Source organism: Nocardioides sambongensis (assembly GCF_006494815.1).
Taxonomy (GTDB): Bacteria; Actinomycetota; Actinomycetes; order Propionibacteriales; family Nocardioidaceae; genus Nocardioides; species Nocardioides sambongensis.
On sequence record NZ_CP041091.1, the window covers coordinates 2,217,720 to 2,234,987 of the forward strand.

The 17,268-nt window shown below is 73.1% G+C and carries 16 protein-coding genes and 1 pseudogene; 9 read left to right on the forward strand and 8 right to left on the reverse strand.

Annotated features, from left to right (window positions below; genetic code table 11):
- The first annotated feature begins 63 nt into the window (after nt 1-63).
- Nucleotides 64-1,527 (forward strand): DEAD/DEAH box helicase, encoded by a 1,464-nt coding sequence (locus FIV43_RS10380; protein ID WP_231123952.1) that lies wholly within the window; start codon nt 64-66, stop codon nt 1,525-1,527.
- Between the two features lie 51 nt (nt 1,528-1,578).
- Here FIV43_RS10380 and FIV43_RS10385 read toward each other — a convergent pair whose 3' ends face one another.
- Complete coding sequence (locus tag FIV43_RS10385) at nt 1,579-2,265, reverse strand: L,D-transpeptidase (protein WP_141014069.1); 687 nt, start codon at nt 2,263-2,265, stop codon at nt 1,579-1,581.
- 82 nt (nt 2,266-2,347) lie between these two features.
- Complete coding sequence (locus FIV43_RS10390; protein WP_141014070.1) at nt 2,348-3,145, reverse strand: ParA family protein; 798 nt, start codon at nt 3,143-3,145, stop codon at nt 2,348-2,350.
- A gap of 60 nt (nt 3,146-3,205) precedes the next feature.
- On the opposite strand from FIV43_RS10390, the gene FIV43_RS10395 reads away from it, so the two are divergent.
- Nucleotides 3,206-3,967, forward strand: a complete 762-nt coding sequence (locus FIV43_RS10395) for an SDR family NAD(P)-dependent oxidoreductase (RefSeq protein WP_141014071.1) — start codon at nt 3,206-3,208, stop codon at nt 3,965-3,967.
- Between the two features lie 41 nt (nt 3,968-4,008).
- On the opposite strand, the gene FIV43_RS10400 is transcribed toward FIV43_RS10395, so the two are convergent.
- Together FIV43_RS10400 and FIV43_RS10405 are read right to left on the reverse strand one after the other, a co-directional pair.
- On the reverse strand, nt 4,009-4,872 hold the full coding sequence (locus tag FIV43_RS10400; protein WP_141014072.1) for a PHP domain-containing protein: 864 nt from the start codon (nt 4,870-4,872) through the stop codon (nt 4,009-4,011).
- Nucleotides 4,873-4,916: 44 nt separating this feature from the next.
- Complete coding sequence (locus tag FIV43_RS10405) at nt 4,917-5,576, reverse strand: DUF6758 family protein (RefSeq protein WP_231122956.1); 660 nt, start codon at nt 5,574-5,576, stop codon at nt 4,917-4,919.
- Between the two features lie 85 nt (nt 5,577-5,661).
- Between FIV43_RS10405 and FIV43_RS10410 the strand changes: the two genes are divergently transcribed.
- From FIV43_RS10410 to FIV43_RS10440, 7 genes are read left to right on the forward strand one after another with little or no spacing between them, the layout of a single operon-like run.
- On the forward strand, nt 5,662-7,986 hold the full coding sequence (locus FIV43_RS10410; RefSeq protein WP_141014073.1) for a peptidoglycan DD-metalloendopeptidase family protein: 2,325 nt from the start codon (nt 5,662-5,664) through the stop codon (nt 7,984-7,986).
- Nucleotides 7,986-8,663 (forward strand): hypothetical protein, encoded by a 678-nt coding sequence (locus tag FIV43_RS10415; RefSeq protein WP_141014074.1) that lies wholly within the window; start codon nt 7,986-7,988, stop codon nt 8,661-8,663. Before FIV43_RS10410 ends, FIV43_RS10415 begins: the two co-directional genes overlap by 1 nt.
- Before the next feature lie 4 nt (nt 8,664-8,667).
- Entirely contained in the window at nt 8,668-9,225 is a 558-nt protein-coding gene (locus FIV43_RS10420; protein ID WP_141014075.1) for a hypothetical protein, read from the forward strand.
- Between the two features lie 58 nt (nt 9,226-9,283).
- Nucleotides 9,284-10,513 (forward strand): MFS transporter, encoded by a 1,230-nt coding sequence (locus FIV43_RS10425; protein ID WP_141014076.1) that lies wholly within the window; start codon nt 9,284-9,286, stop codon nt 10,511-10,513.
- Nucleotides 10,510-11,025 (forward strand): DUF6174 domain-containing protein, encoded by a 516-nt coding sequence (locus FIV43_RS10430; RefSeq protein WP_141014077.1) that lies wholly within the window; start codon nt 10,510-10,512, stop codon nt 11,023-11,025. The genes FIV43_RS10425 and FIV43_RS10430 overlap by 4 nt, the downstream gene beginning before the upstream one ends.
- A 46-nt stretch (nt 11,026-11,071) precedes the next feature.
- Nucleotides 11,072-11,764 carry a hypothetical protein gene (locus tag FIV43_RS10435; RefSeq protein WP_141014078.1) on the forward strand — a complete coding sequence of 231 codons (693 nt, stop codon included), beginning with the start codon at nt 11,072-11,074 and terminating at the stop codon, nt 11,762-11,764.
- Nucleotides 11,722-12,162, forward strand: coding sequence for a hypothetical protein (locus tag FIV43_RS10440; RefSeq protein WP_141014079.1), 441 nt, complete (start codon nt 11,722-11,724; stop codon nt 12,160-12,162). Before FIV43_RS10435 ends, FIV43_RS10440 begins: the two co-directional genes overlap by 43 nt.
- Here FIV43_RS10440 and FIV43_RS10445 read toward each other — a convergent pair.
- From FIV43_RS10445 to FIV43_RS23795, 4 genes and pseudogenes are all read right to left on the reverse strand, one after another.
- Nucleotides 12,138-13,172, reverse strand: a complete 1,035-nt coding sequence (locus FIV43_RS10445) for a MaoC family dehydratase (protein WP_141014080.1) — start codon at nt 13,170-13,172, stop codon at nt 12,138-12,140. The genes FIV43_RS10440 and FIV43_RS10445 overlap by 25 nt on opposite strands.
- Before the next feature lie 30 nt (nt 13,173-13,202).
- Nucleotides 13,203-15,317 carry an acyltransferase family protein gene (locus FIV43_RS10450; RefSeq protein ID WP_141014081.1) on the reverse strand — a complete coding sequence of 705 codons (2,115 nt, stop codon included), beginning with the start codon at nt 15,315-15,317 and terminating at the stop codon, nt 13,203-13,205.
- On the reverse strand, nt 15,310-15,627 hold the full coding sequence (locus FIV43_RS23790; protein ID WP_407938893.1) for a DUF6752 domain-containing protein: 318 nt from the start codon (nt 15,625-15,627) through the stop codon (nt 15,310-15,312). Before FIV43_RS23790 ends, FIV43_RS10450 begins: the two co-directional genes overlap by 8 nt.
- 367 nt (nt 15,628-15,994) lie before the next feature.
- Nucleotides 15,995-17,230, reverse strand: a pseudogene (locus FIV43_RS23795) (LicD family protein); the annotation flags it as partial.
- Nucleotides 17,231-17,268: the final 38 nt, after the last annotated feature.

A 17,268-nucleotide genomic window follows, 5' to 3' on the forward strand; every position in this document is an offset into this window, starting at 1 on the left:
GCGCCGGAGCAGACCGACACCCCGACCACCCCGGCCACCCCCAGCTTCCGCGAACTCGGCGTGATGCCGGCGATCTGCGACTCGCTGGAGCGCTCCGGGATCACCCACCCGTTCGCGATCCAGGAGATGACCCTCTCCATCGCGCTGATGGGCACCGACCTGATCGGTCAGGCCCGCACCGGCACCGGCAAGACCCTCGCCTTCGGCATCCCGGTGATCCAGCGCTCGGTCGCCCGCACCGATGCCGACTACGCCGAGCTGCCGGAGGGCAAGCCGCAGGCGCTGATCGTCGCCCCGACCCGCGAGCTCGCGCTCCAGGTCTCCAGCGACCTCGACCTCGCCAGCCGGGACCGCGGCCTCCGGGTCCTCACCGTCTACGGCGGCGTGGGCTACGAGCCGCAGCTCGAGGCGCTCGACGCCGGCGTCGACATCGTCGTCGGTACGCCGGGCCGCCTGATCGACCTGGCCAACCGCCGCGCCCTCGACCTCTCCCACGTGCACGCCCTGGTCCTCGACGAGGCCGACGAGATGCTCGACCTGGGCTTCCTCCCGGACGTGGAGCGCCTGATCCGCCAGACCCCGGAGACCCGGCAGACGATGCTGTTCTCCGCGACGATGCCCTCGGCGATCGTCTCCCTGGCCCGCATGCACATGCGCCACCCGATGAACATCCGCGCCGAGTCGTCGTACGAGAACGCGACGGTGCCGGCCACCGCCCAGTTCATCTACCTGGCCCACGACCTGGACAAGCCCGAGATCATCGGCCGGGTACTGCAGTCGGAGTCGGCGGACAAGATCATCGTCTTCACCCGCACCAAGCGTCAGGCGCAGCGGGTCGCCGACGACCTCAGCGAGCGCGGCTTCAAGTCGAGCCCGCTGCACGGCGACATGCAGCAGGCGGCGCGCGAGCGGGCGCTGACCAAGTTCCGCGAGGACAAGCTGAAGGTCCTGGTGGCCACGGACGTGGCGGCGCGCGGGATCGACGTCTCCGGCGTCTCGCACGTCATCAACTACACCTGCCCCGAGGACGACAAGACCTACGTCCACCGGATCGGCCGCACCGGCCGCGCCGGCGCCACCGGCACCGCGATCACGCTGGTCGACTGGACCGACGTGCACCGCTGGAAGATGATCAACAAGGCGCTCGACCTGCCGTTCGACGAGCCGCTGGAGACCTACTCGACCTCCGAGCACCTCTTCCACGACCAGGGCATCGCGCCCGGCACGAAGGGTCGGATCGTCGACCCCGCCCCGGTGGAGCGTGCGCCGCGGGAGAAGCGTGACAGCGACCGTCCGGCGCCCAGCCGCAACCGGAACCGGAGCCGGAAGCGGACCCGCGGTGGTCAGCCGGCCGGCGAGGCCACGGCGGACGCGTCGCAGACCGGCTCCCCCGCGACCGAGTCCGGCAGCGGCGAGCAGGGTGACGGTTCCTCGGCCGGATCGGCGAACCGGCGTCGTCGGCGTCGTCGGCGCAGTGGCGGCGGCAACGGCGGTGGCGAGAGCGCTCCCGCCAGCACCGAGGGCTGACGGCCACCGTCCGACGGCGGCCGCCCTCGCGGCCCCGTCCGGACGGCACGGTCAGGCGGTGACCACCACCGTGCTGCCGGTCGGCGCGAACCGCCACAGCGCGATCGCGTCGGCCCTGGCCTGTCGGATGCAGCCGTGGGAGAGCGGCGTGCCCAGCTGGGCGCGGGTCTGCACCGGCTCGCCGTCGTCGACCGGGATCGAGTGGAAGCCGATCGCGGCGCCCTCGTTGCCGTGCGTGAACCGCACGAAGTACTCCATGGTGCCGGAGTCGTCGATGCCGATGGCGTGGCGCGACCGGGAGAAGACCTGGTAGGTGCCCGGGTCGAGGTTGTCCTCGACGCTACCGGAGGCGAGGTAGCTGCGGACCACGCCCTCCTCGTCGGCCCCCTTCGCACGCGGGTCGACCAGCCAGACGCGCTGCTGGCCCTCGCTGAACACGACCCGCTGCCCGGTCCCCGAGTCCGCCGGGAGTGCCGGCGCGGTGGGCTCGACCTCGGCTGCCGCGAAGGTGCCCTCGAGCTCGACCGATCCGTCGTCCTCGCCGGCCGTCTCGCCTGCTGCCTCGCCCGCCGCCTCGTTCTGGGACGCCGATCCGCTCTCGTCCCCCACCACGGCGGAGACGCTGCTCGGCGGCTCCTCCGCGTGGGTGGGGATCACTCCGATCGAGCCCAGTGCGGCCAGCGTGGTCACCGCGACCGCGGAGCCGAACACCGTGATCCGTCCGTAGCGCGGACGCACCGGTGCCCGGTGCCGCGCGGAGGCGGACCGACGACGTGCGGCTGGGGGTGCGGCGTGCTTCATGCTGGTGCGGACCCTCCGATCAGCTGCCCTGGCGGGCGAGCAGGTTGGCGGCCACCTCGCGGTAGGCCTTGGCTCCCTTGTTGCTGCGGCTGGTGGCGAGGATCGAGCGGCCCGCCGCCGGCGCCTCGGCGAACTTGATCGTCTTCGGGATGGGCGGCTCGATGACGTCCAGGTCGTAGGTCTCCGAGATCGTCTCGAGCACGGCGCGGGCGTGGTTGGTGCGGCCGTCGTACAGGGTGGGGAGCACGCCCCACACCTCGAGGTCGCGGTTGGTGAAGCGACGTACGTCGTGGACCGTGTCCAGCAGCTGGCCGACGCCGCGGTGCGACAGCGTCTCGCACTGCAGCGGCACCACCACCCCGTCGGCGGCGGTGAGCGCGGCGACGGTCAGCACGCCCAGCGAGGGCGGGCAGTCGAGCAGCACCCAGTCGTAGTGGCGACCGGCCGCCGCCAGGTCCTCCAGGACGCCGCGCAGCACGTGCTCGCGCCCGGTGCGGGTGAGCAGGTCGGCCTCGGCCCGGGCGAGCTCGATCGTCGCCGGCATCAGGTCCACCCCGTCGTCGGTCGCGATGAGCACCTCGACGGGGTCGCTCCCCTTGGTGATCACCTGGTGGATCGACAGCTCCAGGTCCTCGGGGTCGATGCCCAGGGAGAAGGTCAGGCAGGCCTGCGGGTCGAGGTCGACGAGCAGCACGCTCTGCCCCAGCTCGGCCAACGCGGCTCCGAGGGACGCCACGCTGGTGGTCTTCGCGACGCCGCCCTTCTGGTTGGCGACGGCGAGGATGGTCGTGGAGGCAGCGCCCGTCTTCGCGTTCATCACTGCCATCATGCCGGACCGCACCGCTGTTCGGCGGTTGCGCCTGCTTGACTGTCCGGCATGTCGACGTCCCTGGTCACCGGCGCCACCGCCGGCATCGGTCACGAGTTCGCCACCCAGCTCGCCGCGCGCGGCGAGGATCTGGTGCTGGTCGCCCGGGACCGGGAGCGGCTGGCCGCGGTGGCCGACGACCTCTCCGCCCGGTACGGCGTCTCCGTGGAGGTGCTGCCGGCCGACCTCACCGACCCCGACCAGCTGAGTCTGGTCGCGGCACGCCTCTCCGACGCCGAGCGCCCCGTCGACCTGCTGGTGAACAACGCCGGGTTCGGCCTGAAGCGCCGTTTCCTGGACAACCCGATCGCCGTCGAGCAGGGCCAGCACGACATCCTGGTCCGCGCCGTGCTCCAGCTCAGCCACGCGGCGCTCGGCCCGATGGTGGACCGCGGCCGCGGTGGGGTGATCAACGTCTCCAGCGTCGCGGCCTTCCTCCCCCGTGGCACCTACAGCGCCGACAAGGCATGGGTGAACAGCTTCAGCGCCTGGGCGCACAACGAGTACGCCGACCGCGGGGTGGTGGTGATGGCGCTGTGCCCGGGCTTCGTGCGCACCGAGTTCCACGAACGGCTCGGGGTCGACCGGGACTCCTCGGCGCCGCGGATGCTCTGGTTGGACGCGGACCGCCTGGTCCGCGAGGCGCTGGCCGACTTCGACCGCGGGCGCGCGCTGTCGGTGCCGTCCAAGCGCTACAAGGCGATCGTCGCGGCGAGCCGGCTGGTGCCCGGATCGGCGCTGCAGCGACTGCAGGCCCTGGGCCGCAAGTAGCCCGCCGCCCTGGCGCCCGCCGACGCCCGGCGGCCCGCTGCTCAGCCGCCGAAGGCGGTGACGGGCGAGCCGTTGCGACGTGCCCGGTCCTGAATCGCCTCCCAGACCTCCGGAGCGGTGGTCTCGCAGCCGAGGTCGTGCCCGACCTTCCCGGCACCGTGGTGGTCGCTGGAGCCGGTGACCAGCAGGCCGAGGTCCTCGGCGATCCCGCGCAGCTCCGCCCGCTCTGCCGGGCCGTGGTCGAGGTGGTCCACCTCCAGGCCGGCCAGCCCGGCGTCCCGCAGTCCTGCCAGGCCGGTCGGGTCGAGGACCCGCCGGGACCCACGTCCCCACGGGTGGGCGATCACCGGCACCCCGCCCGCCGCGACGACCAGGCCGACGGTGGCGGTCAGGTCGGCGGCGTAGCGGTCGACGAACGCGGGCCCGCCCTCGGCGAGGTAGCCCGCGAAGGCCGCATCCCGGTCCGGGACGACACCGAGCCGGACCAGCAGGTCGGCGACGTGCGGCCGCCCGGTGACCACCGTCCGGCCGGCCACCTCGGCGAGCGCCTCCTCGGTGGCCGGGATGCCGAGCTCGCGCAACCGCGCCAGCATCGCGGGCGTCCGCTCGTCGCGGCCGGCCACGATCCGGTCCAGTGCGGCGAGGAGTGCGGCGTCGGTCGGGTCCGGCAGGTAGGCGAGCAGGTGCACGCCGGCCCCCTGGTGCCGGGTGGAGATCTCGATGCCCGGCGCCACCACGATCCCGTACGACGCAGCCGCGGTCGCCGCCTCCGCCCACCCCGCGGTGGTGTCGTGGTCGGTCAGCCCGACCACGTCGAGCCCGGCGGCGGCCGCGGCCCGCACCAGGTCCGTCGGGGTGTCCGTGCCGTCGCTCACGGCGGAGTGCGTGTGGAGGTCGATCTGCACGCGCCGATCGTAGGCGCCCGGCGCCGGCGGCCGTCGTACCCGGTTCACCAGGACGGCGCAGGACCTCCGAACGGCAGCGTGACCAGCTGTGGGCCGGTGACCGAGACGTCCCGCAGGATCCAGAGGTCGCGCAACAGCAGGATCGCCGAGGCGGGACGCAGCACCAGCCACAGCCACCTGCCGTGAGCCTCTCCGGCGAGCACCGAGCGGTCCCACTCCACCTCGCTGCGGCTGGTGGAGACCGGCCAGAGTCCCACCGTGTGCGCATCCAGCTTCACCTTCACCTCCGGTGGTCCGTCCGCCACTCCGCCGTGCAGCGGGCGGCCGGGAAGGCCGTCCGGTCCTGCGGGGAGTCCGGCGACCCTTGCGCCCAGGCCGGTGCCGGTCTCCTCGCTCACCACCATCACGTCCACCGGACCGTCCAGCGCGGTCGCGCCGGAGACGCAGGTCATCGTCGCCCGCGGCACGCCGTCCTCCACGACCGCGAAGTCGGTGACGCTCCACCCCGGCCCGAGCGGCCACGGCAGGTAGGTGGGGAAGGTGCCGGCACGGGCCAGGTGCTCGGTGAAGGCCGCATAGGTCACCTCGGTCGGCTTCCAGAGCGGGGCGACCTCACCGTGCTCGGGGCAGGCCCAACCACCCGCCCCGGTCCGCGCGATGGGCACGACGCAGCGCGGGCAGCCCACCCGGTGCGACTCACTCATGACCGTCAACGGTGCTGCCGGACCGTCCCCGCGTCAAGCGCTCCCTGCGGCTCCGAGGTCCTCGGGCGTCTGAGAGGATGACGCGGTGAGTCATGGGCGTTCCAGGGTTGCCGGCATCCTCGCGCTCTCGTTGTCCCTGATCGCCGCCGGCTGGAGCACCGGTCTGGCGCCCGCATCGACCACCGCCGCGGCCGGCCTGCCGGAGGCCGCACCGACGACGTCGGCCTGCCCCGCCCGGACCGGGCTGCGCCCCACCGCCTGGTCCAACCCGCTGCAGGGTCGGATCGTCTCCCCCTTCGGCACCCGCACCCACCCGGTGCTGGGCTATGAGAAGCTCCAGCCCGGCGTCGACGTCGCGGTCCAGGGACGGGCCCCGGTGCGCGCGATGGGCGCCGGCGTGGTGACCGTGAGCGAGGCGTCGCAGGGCGGACTGGTGGTCAGCGTGGACCACGGCGCGGGTGTGGTCAGCAGCTATCGCCGCCTCGCCTCGGCCCACTACGACGACGGTGACATCGTCGATGTCACCGATGTCCTCGGCCGGGCCCCGCGCACCGGGACGGTGCGGATCGGGGTCACCGTCGACTCCGATCCCGTCGACCCGCAGAAGTTCCTGGCCACCCGGAAGGTGGAGCTCGGCGTCACCAAGCCCACCAGGATCGTCGGCAAGCAGCCCGAGCCGGAGGTCGAGATCGCCCCGGAGGGGACGGGTCGCTCGGGCACCGGGCTGGCGCTCGGCTCGGTCGGCACCATCGACGGTCCGCTCGGCGCGCCGATCGAAGGGTCGGTCAGCGCCGCGGTCGCGAACATCCCCAACCGCTCGAGCGCCAGTGGGTTCTCCTCCTCGATGCGCAGCCTCGCCGGGACCGGCTCGGACTTCATCCTGCTCAACGAGGTCGGCGCCCGCAGCATCGACTCGATTCGCGGCTCCACCCCGGGTTACGGCGCCTACCGCGACCCGGTGGTCGACCGTTCCGTCGGCGGCGTCAGCCAGTCGATGAACAACGTGGTGCTCTGGCGCAGCGACACCTGGCGCTTCCTGGACGGCGGCCGGGTCAAGGTCGTCAACGACGACCGGACCTTCCACCAGGGCCAGGCGGTCACCTGGGACCGCTACGCCACCTGGGGCATGGTGCAGCGCGAGGACGGCGCCGTCGTCTCGCTGATCTCCACCCACATGATGACGAACGCGGCGAAGTACCCGCGCCAGCACGGCAACCCGTCGCAGTCGCGGGTGGGCCAGTTCGGCCAGGCGATGGACATCGTGATCGGCCTGGCCGACACGCTCTCGGCCTTCGGGCCGGTGATCGTCGGCGGCGACATGAACTCCCACGGCAACCAGGGGTCGTGGACCGCGGAGGCCCGGATGCGCGGAGTCGGCTACGGCTTCGCCAAGGACAGCGCCGTGATGTACCTCTTCCACCCGCCGGGCAGCTCACTGCTCAGCAGCCGGGTGATGAGCGTCGCCTCGGACCACCCCGCGGTCGTTGCCAGCATCGGGATGAACGGACTCGGTCCCGGCGAGGCGGCCGAGGAGGAGGAACCGGTCCCCGAGGTCGTGATCCCGGTGCCCAAGAGACTGGCGCTGCCCCAGGGCTCTGCGCTGGACCAGGACCAGATCGGTCGGGCCCGCACGATCATCGCCCGCACCGCCGCGGCCGGACTGCCGCGCGAGGCCGCGGTGGTGGCGGTCGCGGCCGCACTGACCGAGAGCGGCCTCGACCCCCGGTCGGACACCGGACTCTTCGCGCAGCGCGCCGACGACGGGTGGGGCACCGCGGCCCAGGTGACCGACACCAAGCACGCCACCGACGCCTTCCTCGGCGTGGCCGACGTCGACCGCCCGGGCCTCACCGACCTCGACTGGGCCGCGATGAGCGTCGGCGACGCGGCCGCCGGCGTGCAGGGCGGCCCGTTCCCGGAGAGCTACCAGGCCCAGGAGCCCAGCGCGCGGTTCATCGTGCAGCAGCTCAGCGGCACCTACTTCGAGGGGTACGACGCCTGCGGCGAGCCGGCCGTCGGCACCTGCCCGGCCACGCCGTGGGCGGAGGTCGAGCAGCAGCTGCCCGCCGCGATGACCGACGCGATGCGCTGCATCAGCGAGGAGTTCGAGGACGTGGTGTCGTTCCGGGCGCACGGCGACACCGAGACCCAGTGCCTCGACGCGCTGGACGTCGGCCTGACCGAGGCGAGCGGCCCGGCGCGCCGTACGGCACTCGGCGACGCGGTGGCCGACTACCTCGGCACCAACGCCACCCAGCTCGGCGTGCGCTACCTGCTGTGGAACGAGCAGTACTGGGCCCCGGACGGCCAGGGCTGGCGGCCCTACCCCGCCGGGCCCGAGGGCGACGAGGCCGGCGACCCGACCTTCACCGACCACCTCCACGTCGCGCTCGGCGAGGAGGCCTGCTGATGAGCGGCTCCCGCAAGCTCAAGCGCAACGAGACCGCGCCGCCGGTGCGACGGTCGAGCCGTCCGTCGCGACGGGCTCGGCCCCGGCGGGGCTCGTCCGCCGTCTCCTTCCCGGGACGGATCCGGGCGGCGCTCGGCCGGGTCAGCGGCCGCACCTGGGGGGTCGCCGCAGCGGTCCTCGTGCTGCTCGTCGGTGCGGCGATCGCGATCCGGATGCTGCCCCTCGGCTCCGAGGACACCGGGCCCGGCGCGGAGCAGATGAGCGGTCCGCCGGTGTCGACGGTCGACGAGGGCGCGCCGAAGGACGGCGCGTGGGACCCGTACTGGGTCGGCAGCGACACCAGCGGCGCCGCGGCCGAGGCCGCCGAGGAGTGGGAGCCCGTCGCCGAGAGGTTCACCGCCGGCTTCCTCGCCGGCACCGAGCAGGGCCCATGGCTCAAGCAGCTCAAGCCGCTGACCACCCCGGCTCTCCTCACCCGACTCCGCTCGGTCGACTCCGGGCGGGTGCCGGCCGGACGGGCCGGCGCGGTCGAGCTGGTCAGTGCCGGTGACAACGCGGTCGCGGTCCGGGCCGCGGTCGACGACGGAGCCGACTCCTGGAGCCTGGACCTGCTGCTGGTCGAACTGCCCGCGGGCGGCGGGAACTGGCGTGTCTACGGCTACACGAAGGGAGCGTGACCAGGTGCGTCGCCGGACCTCCACCGTCATCGTGGCGCTGCTGAGCGCCGTACTCCTGCTGGGCTGCGGCACCGCGCCGTCGCAGGTCGAGCGGACCGCCGAGGACGGCACGACGGCCGTCCCGCACGACGGCGCCGAGGGCCGGGCGGCACCCGCCGCCGCTCCGCGGCGCGACGGGCCGTCCGCGGCCGCGCGGGCCGGCCTCACCGCGTTCACCACCTACTCCTGGAAGGACCCGAGCCTCTACGCCTGGGTCAACCGCCTGATCCGGCTGGCCACCCCGGTCTACGCCTCCTACCTGAAGGAGACGTACTGGGGCGCCACCCCGGCCGAGCTCAGTCGGTGGCAGCAGCTGGTCGCGGACAAGACCGCCACGCGCACCGTGATCCGGTCGGCGAAGTCCTCGAAGGTGGACGCCGCGACCCGCACGGTGACGCTGGTGGCCAACGTGCAGCACCGCAGCGCGGGCGACACCGCCTGGCGCGCGGCCGGCTCGGCGCAGAAGTACCGGGTGCGGGTGGTGCGCTCGGGCGGGGGCTGGCGCGTCGACGCGATCGACTGATCCCGCGGAACCCGGGCGAGCGCCCTCGGTGACCGTCGCGACGTGGCAGGATCACCGGGTGAACCTGACCCGGCACCGGTCGGCCGTCGCGTTGGCCTTCGCCACGCAGGGCCTCGTCTTCATCAGCCTCACCACCCGACTGCCCGACATCAAGGACCGCTGGGCGTTCTCCGAGATCGACGTCTCCCTGGTGCTGCTCGCCATCGTGCTGCTCGCCGGCGCCGGGTCGGTGCTGACCGAGCGGCTGGCGGCGCGGGTGGACAGCGCCCTCCTGCTGCGGGTCGGCCTGGTGGTGATCGGCGTCGGGATGCCGCTGATGGTGGCGGCGACCGACCTCCCGCTCTACTACGCCGGGGTGGCGTCGTACGGCGTCGGCCTGGGCATCGTGGACGCGACCACCAACATGCAGGCGGTGGCTCTCGAGCACCGCTACCGGCGTCCGATCCTGCCCTCCTTCCACGGCGCCTGGACCGCCGGTGGCCTGGTCGGAGCCGGTCTCACCCTGGCCTCGGCCGACCTGCCGCTCAGCGCCGCGGCGGCGATCGCCGCTGTGCCGCTGGTGGTGGCGCTGCTGCCGTTCCTGCCGCCCGACGAGGAGCCCGACGACCTGCTGGTGCAGCCGGCGGCCGCCGACCTGGCCGTCCCGGTCCCGTGGCGGCCGATCGTGATGGTCGGCCTGGGCATGGTGATCTTCTACATGGTCGACACCGCCAGCCAGACCTGGGGCGCGGTCTACCTGGACGAGGTCTTCGACGCCCCGTCGCGGTGGGTCGCTCTCGCCACGCTCCCCTACCTGGTCGCCTCGCTGGTCACCCGGCTCGCCGGCGACGGCCTGGTCGCCCGGTACGGCGCCGTGCCGGTGCTGCGCTGCGGCGCCGTGATCGCCTGCGCCGGACTGGTCGTGGTCACGCTCGCTCCCTCGTGGCCGGTCGCCGTGCTCGGCTTCGCCGTGGTCGGCTTCGGCATCTCGGTGGTCGCCCCGCTGAGCTTCTCCGCGGCGGCCGCGATCGCCGGCACCTCCCAGGGTGGTGACCGCCGCCGGGTGGACGTGGTGATCGCCCGGTTCAACCAGTTCAACTACGTGGGCGGCCTGCTCGGCGCGGTGCTGACCGGTCTGGTCGGCTCCGACGACCTCCGGTTCGGCTTCTGCGTGCCGATGGTGCTGGTCCTCTCGCTGTGGCCGCTGGCGCGCTACTTCGCCGCCGTCCCGGGCCCCGCGCCGGCGCCACCCGACCTGCCCGCCGCGCCGGGAACCTCCCGGCACCGTGGCGCGTCGGAAGGGGCATGAGGTACGTGCGACGACCCGCTCCCCTGCTCCTGGCCTGTCTCGTCGCTGCCCTCCTCGGTCTCACCGCCTGCGGCGGGGAGGAGTCCGGCGGGGCGAGCACCGCGACGGACCCCTCACCCGCTGCCTCGACGGCTCCGTCGACCGCTCCGGCCGACCCGTGGACCACCGACGCGGCCGGGGAGAGGGTGTTCACCGCGGAGGACTACACCTACCGGCTGGAGGCGATCTGCTTCTGCCCGGTGACCGGGCCGGTCGAGGTGACGGTCGAGGACGGCGAGGTCGCCTCGGCGACCCTGGTCCGCGGACCGCAGAAGGGCGAGGACGCCCCGGACTACCTGCACCTGACCGTGGCCGATCTGCTGGACCGGGCGGCCGACCCGTCCGTCGCCTCGGCCGAGGTCGAGTGGCCCGCGGACAGCGACTGGCCGACCAGCATCGAGCTGGACCAGATCGCCCGCGCCGTCGACGACGAGGTCACCTACCGGATCGGCCGGGTCACCCTGGCCGACTGAGCAGACACTAGGGTGCGGGGGTGGCCACCGCACGAGAAGGAACCCCATGGCTCGCCGTCTGATCCTCCACATCGGCCTGATGAAGTCGGGCACGACGTACCTGCAGGGAAAGCTGGTCGCCAACCGCGACCGCCTGCTCGAGCAGGACGTGCTCTTCCCCGGTCGGATGTGGTCGGACCAGTGGAAGGCGCTGCGGGACTACATCGACTTCGACCACGGCGCACCCGGTGCCTGGGAGCGGATCCGCGAGGAGATCGACGCCTACCCCGAGACCGTGCTGATGTCGGTGGAGCATTTCGCCGCGATCGAGCGCGCCCACATCGAGCGCCTGCCCACGGTCTTCCCCGACACCGAGATCCGGGCCGTCGTCACCGTCCGCGACCTGGGTCGCCAGGTCCCGTCGATGTGGCAGGAGGTCGTCAAGAACGGTTCCACCTGGACCCTGCAGCAGTACGTCGACGGCCTTCAGGAGGTCAACCGGACCGACGACTCCGCGGCGGACGAGACGCTGCGCAAGATCCACCGGACCTTCTGGACCCGCCACAACGCCAACAAGATCGTGCGGCGCTGGGCCGACTACATCGGCTTCGAGAACATCACCGTCGTGGTCAACCCGCCCCGGGCGCCCCGTCGGACCTGCTCTGGGACCGCTTCCGCGACGCCGCCGGACTGCGCGGCACCGCGTGGGACGAGCCGGTGCGCCAGAACACCTCGATCGGCGCCACCTCGGTCGCGCTGATGCGGGAGCTGAACGCGCAGGTCACCGACCTGCCGCGGCCCGAGCACCACCGGATCGTCAAGCCGCTGGGCAACCTGGTGCTCCCCACCCTCGACGTCGACGAGCCGACGATCGGCTTCACGGTGCCCGACTGGCTGCGCCGGCGCAGCCGGACGATCGTGGACAACCTGCTGCGCACCGGGGTGCGGGTGGTCGGCGATCCCGCCGAGCTCGAGCCGGTGGACAGTGCGGGCACCTCCCCCGACGACGTCGACACCGACGCACGCCTGGAGATGGCGCTGGCCGCGCTCGGCGCGCTGCTCCGGGAGGACGCCGTCCAGCCGTGGCGCAGGGCCGACTACAACCGGCGCGCCGCCCAGGCCGAGCAGGCGGCTCAGCGGGGCACGAAGACCCAGTAGTCGAGGTCCAGCAGGACGCCCGGCGCGTACTTGCCGTCCTCGCCGCGCAGCGTCATCGACTCGTCGCGACCCTTCGTCGCCACCAGCCGGAGCCGCAGCGCGCCGACGCCGGGCGCCGAGGTCTGCGCCGTGTCCAGCACCTCGGACCAGGCGTAGACGGTGTCGCCGGCGAACGCCGGGGCCACGTGCGACCCACCGTTGATGGCCGCGATCAGCTGGGCGTTGGCCAGTCCGTTGAACGAGAGGGCGCGGGCCAACGAGATGACGTGGCCGCCGTACACCAGGCGGTTGCCGTCGGGCCGTGCCTCGGTGTTGAAGTGGACCTTCGCAGTGTTCTGCCACAGCCGGGTCGCCATCATGTGCTCGGCGTCGCTGAGCGTCACGCCGTCGACATGGTCGATCCGCTCGCCCACCTGATAGTCGGCGAACCGGTGCGGCTCACCGGCGGCGGTGAAGTCGTAGCCGGAGAAGTCCAGGCCCTCGGGCAGCACCAGGTCCTCGGCGGCGACCGCGTCGGCCAGCGCGGGCAGCACGGTCTGCGGGGCCGGAGCGGCGTGGTCGCGCTTGTGCACCATCACCCAGCGGCACCAGTCGATGACGACCTCGCCGTGCTGGTCGGTGGCCGTGGAGCGGACGTAGACCACACCGCTGCGGCCGTTGGAGTTCTGCTTGAGCCCGATCACCTCCGAGCGGGTGCTCAGCGTGTCACCGGGCAGCACCGGCCGGCGGAAGCGGAGCTCGGCGTAGCCGAGGTTGGCGACCGCGTTCAGCGAGATGTCCGGAACGGTCTTGCCGAAGGCGATGTGGAAGCCGACCAGCTCCTCGACCGGGTGCCGGTCCAGGCCCACGGACGCCGCGAACGCGGCCGAGGAGGGCAGCGCGAACCGGGTCGGGTAGAGCGCTCCGTAGAGAGCCCGGTCGCCCTCGGTGACGGTGCGCGGCGTGGCGTGCTCGATCACCTGGCCGATGGTGAAGTCCTCGAAGAAGTTGCCCGCGTTCGTCTTGCTCACCCGCGCGACCCTAGAGGATCCCGGCACCGCCTACTCGTCCAGCCCCAACCGTTTCGCCACGGGGCCGGCCAGCTTCTCGGCGTACGGCGTGGAGATGTGGTCCTTGTCCCGCAGCGGCACGATGTCGCCGATCACCGACGGGCACTTGCGCCGGGAGCAGAACCAGTCCAGCGCGTCGAGGTACTCCCCACCGTTGTCGCGGGTGATCGCGCCGAACTCCTTCTGCTTCTTGATCTGGCCCGGGGCCGGGGCGAACAGGCAGTCGCCCAGGTCGACGTCGCGGGTGGAGAGGCAGACGCCGGGCATCGCCGGCAGTCGCGGGGTGTCGCCGACCAGCACCACCCGGTCGGTCACCTCCCGCAGCGCGGTCACCTGGTCGGCCAGCCCCTGCATCTGGATCTCCTTGAAGGAGCCCTGGCTGTAGGCGTTGTTGGCGATCACCACCACGTCGGGCTGCAGCTGCGCGACCTGCTCGACGGTCCAGTCGTTGAAGTCGGCGCAGAACTCCCACTCGCCGCCGTTCTCCGGGTCCGAGCGGGTGCCCTGGTTGGCCGGGCAGCCGCTGAGGACGAGCTGGTAGACGGCGTAGCCGTAGCGCTCACCGATGGTGGTGAAGGTGGGCCCCCAGGCCCGGCCGTGGGAGTCGCCGAGCACCACGATGGACCGGTCGGCGTCGGCGGTCCCGAACGCACAGAGGTCCTGGGTGCCGGTCCGGTAGTCGCAGTCCCCCAGCGGGGCGATCGAGTCGCGCACCTCGCCGAGCGGCGGGTCGAGCTGACCCGGCACGGCGCGGTCCTCCTCGGCGGCGATCACCGAGGCCTCGACCAGCGCGACCGCCGGGTCCTTGCTGAGCTCCCCCTTGCGGTAGTCGCCCAGCTCGATGGAGGGGTTGTCGGCCGAGGCGTCGATCTGGTGCTGGATCGCGGCGTTCGCGCCGACCGCGGCGACCACGACCAGCGCCACGCTGGCCGGGTAGAGCGCGATCGCGCGACCGACCCGGCGCCAGGTGCCGCGCTTGCGGAACGGCTGCTCGATCAGGTGGTACGTCGCGCCCGCCAGCGCGAAGGTGACCACGACGGCCGCCAGCACCTGGACCCGGTCCAGGGGCCCCCACTCGGCGACGGCCGCCCGGAAGACCGGGAAGTGCCACAGGTAGAGCGAGTAGGACCAGTCCCCCACGACCCGCGCCGGGGGGCAGGCGAGCAGGCGACCGATCAGGCTGTCGGAGCCGCCGGTGGTGGCTCCGGCGGCCAGCAGCAGCAGCGACCCGAGCACCGGGACCGCGGCCGCGATGCCGGGGAAGGCGGTCGCTCCGGAGAAGGTGAGCGTGCCCCACACGATCAGCGCCAGGCCGGCGAGGGCCAGCCCGTCGGCGACCCAGCGGCCGGCCGGGACCCGGCGGCCCCAGACCAGCACGGCGAGCAGACCGCCGGCCGCGAGCTCCCAGGCCCGGGCGAGGGTGGAGAAGTAGGCGGCCGAGGGGTTGTCCGCCGTCGCGTACACCGACCAGGCCAGGGAGAGCGCCACCACGGCGACCAGGACGACGGCCAGCTGCCGGCGCAGACCGCCGGCTCCGGTAGCCGGCCCGCCCGCGGCGGGAGCACCAGCGGGGTCCGTGGGGGCGCCGGCACGGTTGCGCCGGCGGTGCAGCGCCGCCACCGCCATGATCACCAGCGGGATGACCAGGTAGAACTGCTCCTCCACCGCCAGTGACCAGTAGTGCTGCACGATCGACGGCGGCTCGCCGGCCGCGAAGTAGTCCGTCTCCACGCTGGCGAACCGGACGTTGGCGAGGAAGAAGGCCGACCAGACGGTGTCCTTGACGACCTCGATGCCGCGCACGTACGGCAGCACCCAGGCGGCGACCGCGGCGCAGGCGACCAGCACCACGGTCGCGGCGGGCAGCACCCGGCGGGCGCGGCGGGCGTAGAAGCCGAGGATCGAGACCCTGCTGGTGCGCTCGGCCTCGGCCACCAGCAGGCCGATGATCAGGAAGCCGGAGATGACGAAGAAGACGTCGACGCCGATGAATCCGCCGGCGAACCGGTCGAAGCCGGCGTGCGCGAGCATCACGATGCCGACGGCCAGGGCCCGCAGACCCTGGATGTCGGGACGGAACTCCGCGCCCGAGGAGGGCTTACTCATCGCCGCGCGACTCGACCACCCGCGCGGTGTCCAGCTCGTCGCTGAACCGCTCCACCAGCGCGGCCACCTTGGTCTCGTCCTGGAGCGCGACCGGGAGCAACAGCTCCTGGACCAGGTCCACCAGCTCGGCGAAGCGGACGTGGTTGGCCTCCATGTCGGCGACGCGCGCCTCGAGCTCCCCCATCCGGGTCATCAGCGTGTGCGTCCCGGCGGCCCGCTCGAGCGGCCACATCATCTTCCGCATGCGGGTGGGCTCGTAGACCTCGGCGGAGTCGTCCTGCTCGTTCATGCTGTCCCCTTTCCGGGCCATTCGACCACCATCCGGTATCCCTGGGGGCCGGGTCGCCCGCGGGACCGCGGGGCGGTACCTCGTAGAAGTTCATCTCATACGGCCAGAGGCGCTTGACCGTGCCGCCGTAGCGCTCGGCCTCCGCGGCGATCACCGCGGGGCGGACCTCCCAGACCAGCTCGGTGCCGTCGCCCGCCCGCGGCTCGTCGGCCCCGAGGAACTCCAGGTAGAGACGTCCACCGTCGGCCAGCGCCATCGCGGCCATCCGCCACATCCCCTGGCGTCCTCGGGCGGTGGTCGCGTTGACCAGGTGGCGAGCCATCACGGTGCGGGGACCCGGCATCCGGGCGAGACGGGCGCCCCAGGCGAGCACGTGCTGCAGCTCCAGCAGGTTGACCGAGCGGAACTCGACGTCCAGGTCGCTGTCCGCGACCTCGGTGGCCAGGTGGCGGGGGCCGATAGCGGAGAAGTCGAGTCCGATCACCCGGTGCCCCTGCTCGGCCAGCCAGACCGCATCGCGACCGCGGCCGCAGCCGATGTCGACCACCAGGGCCCCCGGCTCGTGGTCGTGCACCACACGGGCCAGGTGGTGGGGCTTCTTCGGGGGCGCCTCGGCGACGGCGGGGGCGTAGCGGCTGTCCCAGCTGTTGCGGCCGACCCGGATCCCGCGGAACCAGCGGTTGAGCCGGGCCCGGGCGTCGGTGCCGGGCTCGAAGACGAAGGTCGGGTCGGGCACCTTCCAAGCGGGGCCGTACATCGCCTCGAGCAGCTTCTCGGGGCGGGCCGGAGCGGGGAAGGTCTCCCCCGCCAGCGTCACCTCACCCAGCGGCTCGATCCAGGACCGCTCGAACGGGGTGTGCAGCTCGCCGAGGAAAGCCAGTCGGTCGCCGTCCCAGAAGCCACCGAAGACGTCGAGGCCGCGGTCGATGCCGCTGCTGTCCTGCACCCAGATCTTCAGTCCGGCGCCGCTGTAGCGCTCGACCCGCATCCCGGCGCGGGTGAACGCGTGCTGGAGCCGGAGCGACTCGAGCACCACGTCGACCGGGTGCGGCGCCGCGCTGACGTAGCCGAGGTCGACGTCGTTGTCGTGGCCGATGAAGTCGCCCTCGCGCACCGCGCCGAGCAGCGTGCCGTAGGCGAGGAAGCCCCGTACGCCGGCGTCGGCCATCACCGCGAGCACGCGGTGCGCGGCCTCCAGCAGTGGCTGGACCGACTCGGCGTGGTCGCCGAAGGAGAGCATCAAGCGGCCGTTCGGACCGATCACCAGGGGGCGCCCGGCGCGATCGGTGAAGCTCGCCCGCTCCTGCGAGCCCGGGAAGTGGAACTCGCGGCGGGCCAGCTCGGCCCCGGCCTCGAGCACGCTGATCTCGGCGAACCCGCGCAGGCGCCGGCGCAACGGTGGCGCCCACTCCACGGTCACCCGGCCGTCAGGGCCCGCGGCGGCGGCCCGGTTGCCGGTGCGGAAGGACCAGATGCGCCGTCCGTCGACGGCGACGTCGACGACCCGGTCCGGCTCGGCGGTCACCCGTACGCCGTGCTCCAGGATCTCGGGCGGGGTCACCGCAGCACCCCCACGTCCCACACTCGCCCGGCCACCGGCCGGCACACCGTTCTCGTTCCCCATCGAATCGCTGATCCTACAGGTCCGACCCGCGCCGAGAC

Bases quoted from the DNA above. Each gene is read 5' to 3' on its own strand.
- FIV43_RS10415 (WP_141014074.1), top strand. From the start codon at position 7,986: ATGAGCGGCTCCCGCAAGCTCAAGCGCAACGAGACCGCGCCGCCGGTG.
- FIV43_RS10390 (WP_141014070.1), bottom strand. From the start codon at position 3,145: ATGAACGCGAAGACGGGCGCTGCCTCCACGACCATCCTCGCCGTCGCC.
- FIV43_RS10405 (WP_231122956.1), bottom strand. From the start codon at position 5,576: ATGAGTGAGTCGCACCGGGTGGGCTGCCCGCGCTGCGTCGTGCCCATC.
- FIV43_RS10380 (WP_231123952.1), top strand. From the start codon at position 64: ATGCCGGCGATCTGCGACTCGCTGGAGCGCTCCGGGATCACCCACCCG.
- FIV43_RS10450 (WP_141014081.1), bottom strand. From the start codon at position 15,317: ATGAGTAAGCCCTCCTCGGGCGCGGAGTTCCGTCCCGACATCCAGGGT.
- FIV43_RS23790 (WP_407938893.1), bottom strand. From the start codon at position 15,627: ATGGCCCGGAAAGGGGACAGCATGAACGAGCAGGACGACTCCGCCGAG.
- FIV43_RS10395 (WP_141014071.1), top strand. From the start codon at position 3,206: ATGTCGACGTCCCTGGTCACCGGCGCCACCGCCGGCATCGGTCACGAG.
- FIV43_RS10430 (WP_141014077.1), top strand. From the start codon at position 10,510: ATGAGGTACGTGCGACGACCCGCTCCCCTGCTCCTGGCCTGTCTCGTC.
- FIV43_RS10435 (WP_141014078.1), top strand. From the start codon at position 11,072: ATGGCTCGCCGTCTGATCCTCCACATCGGCCTGATGAAGTCGGGCACG.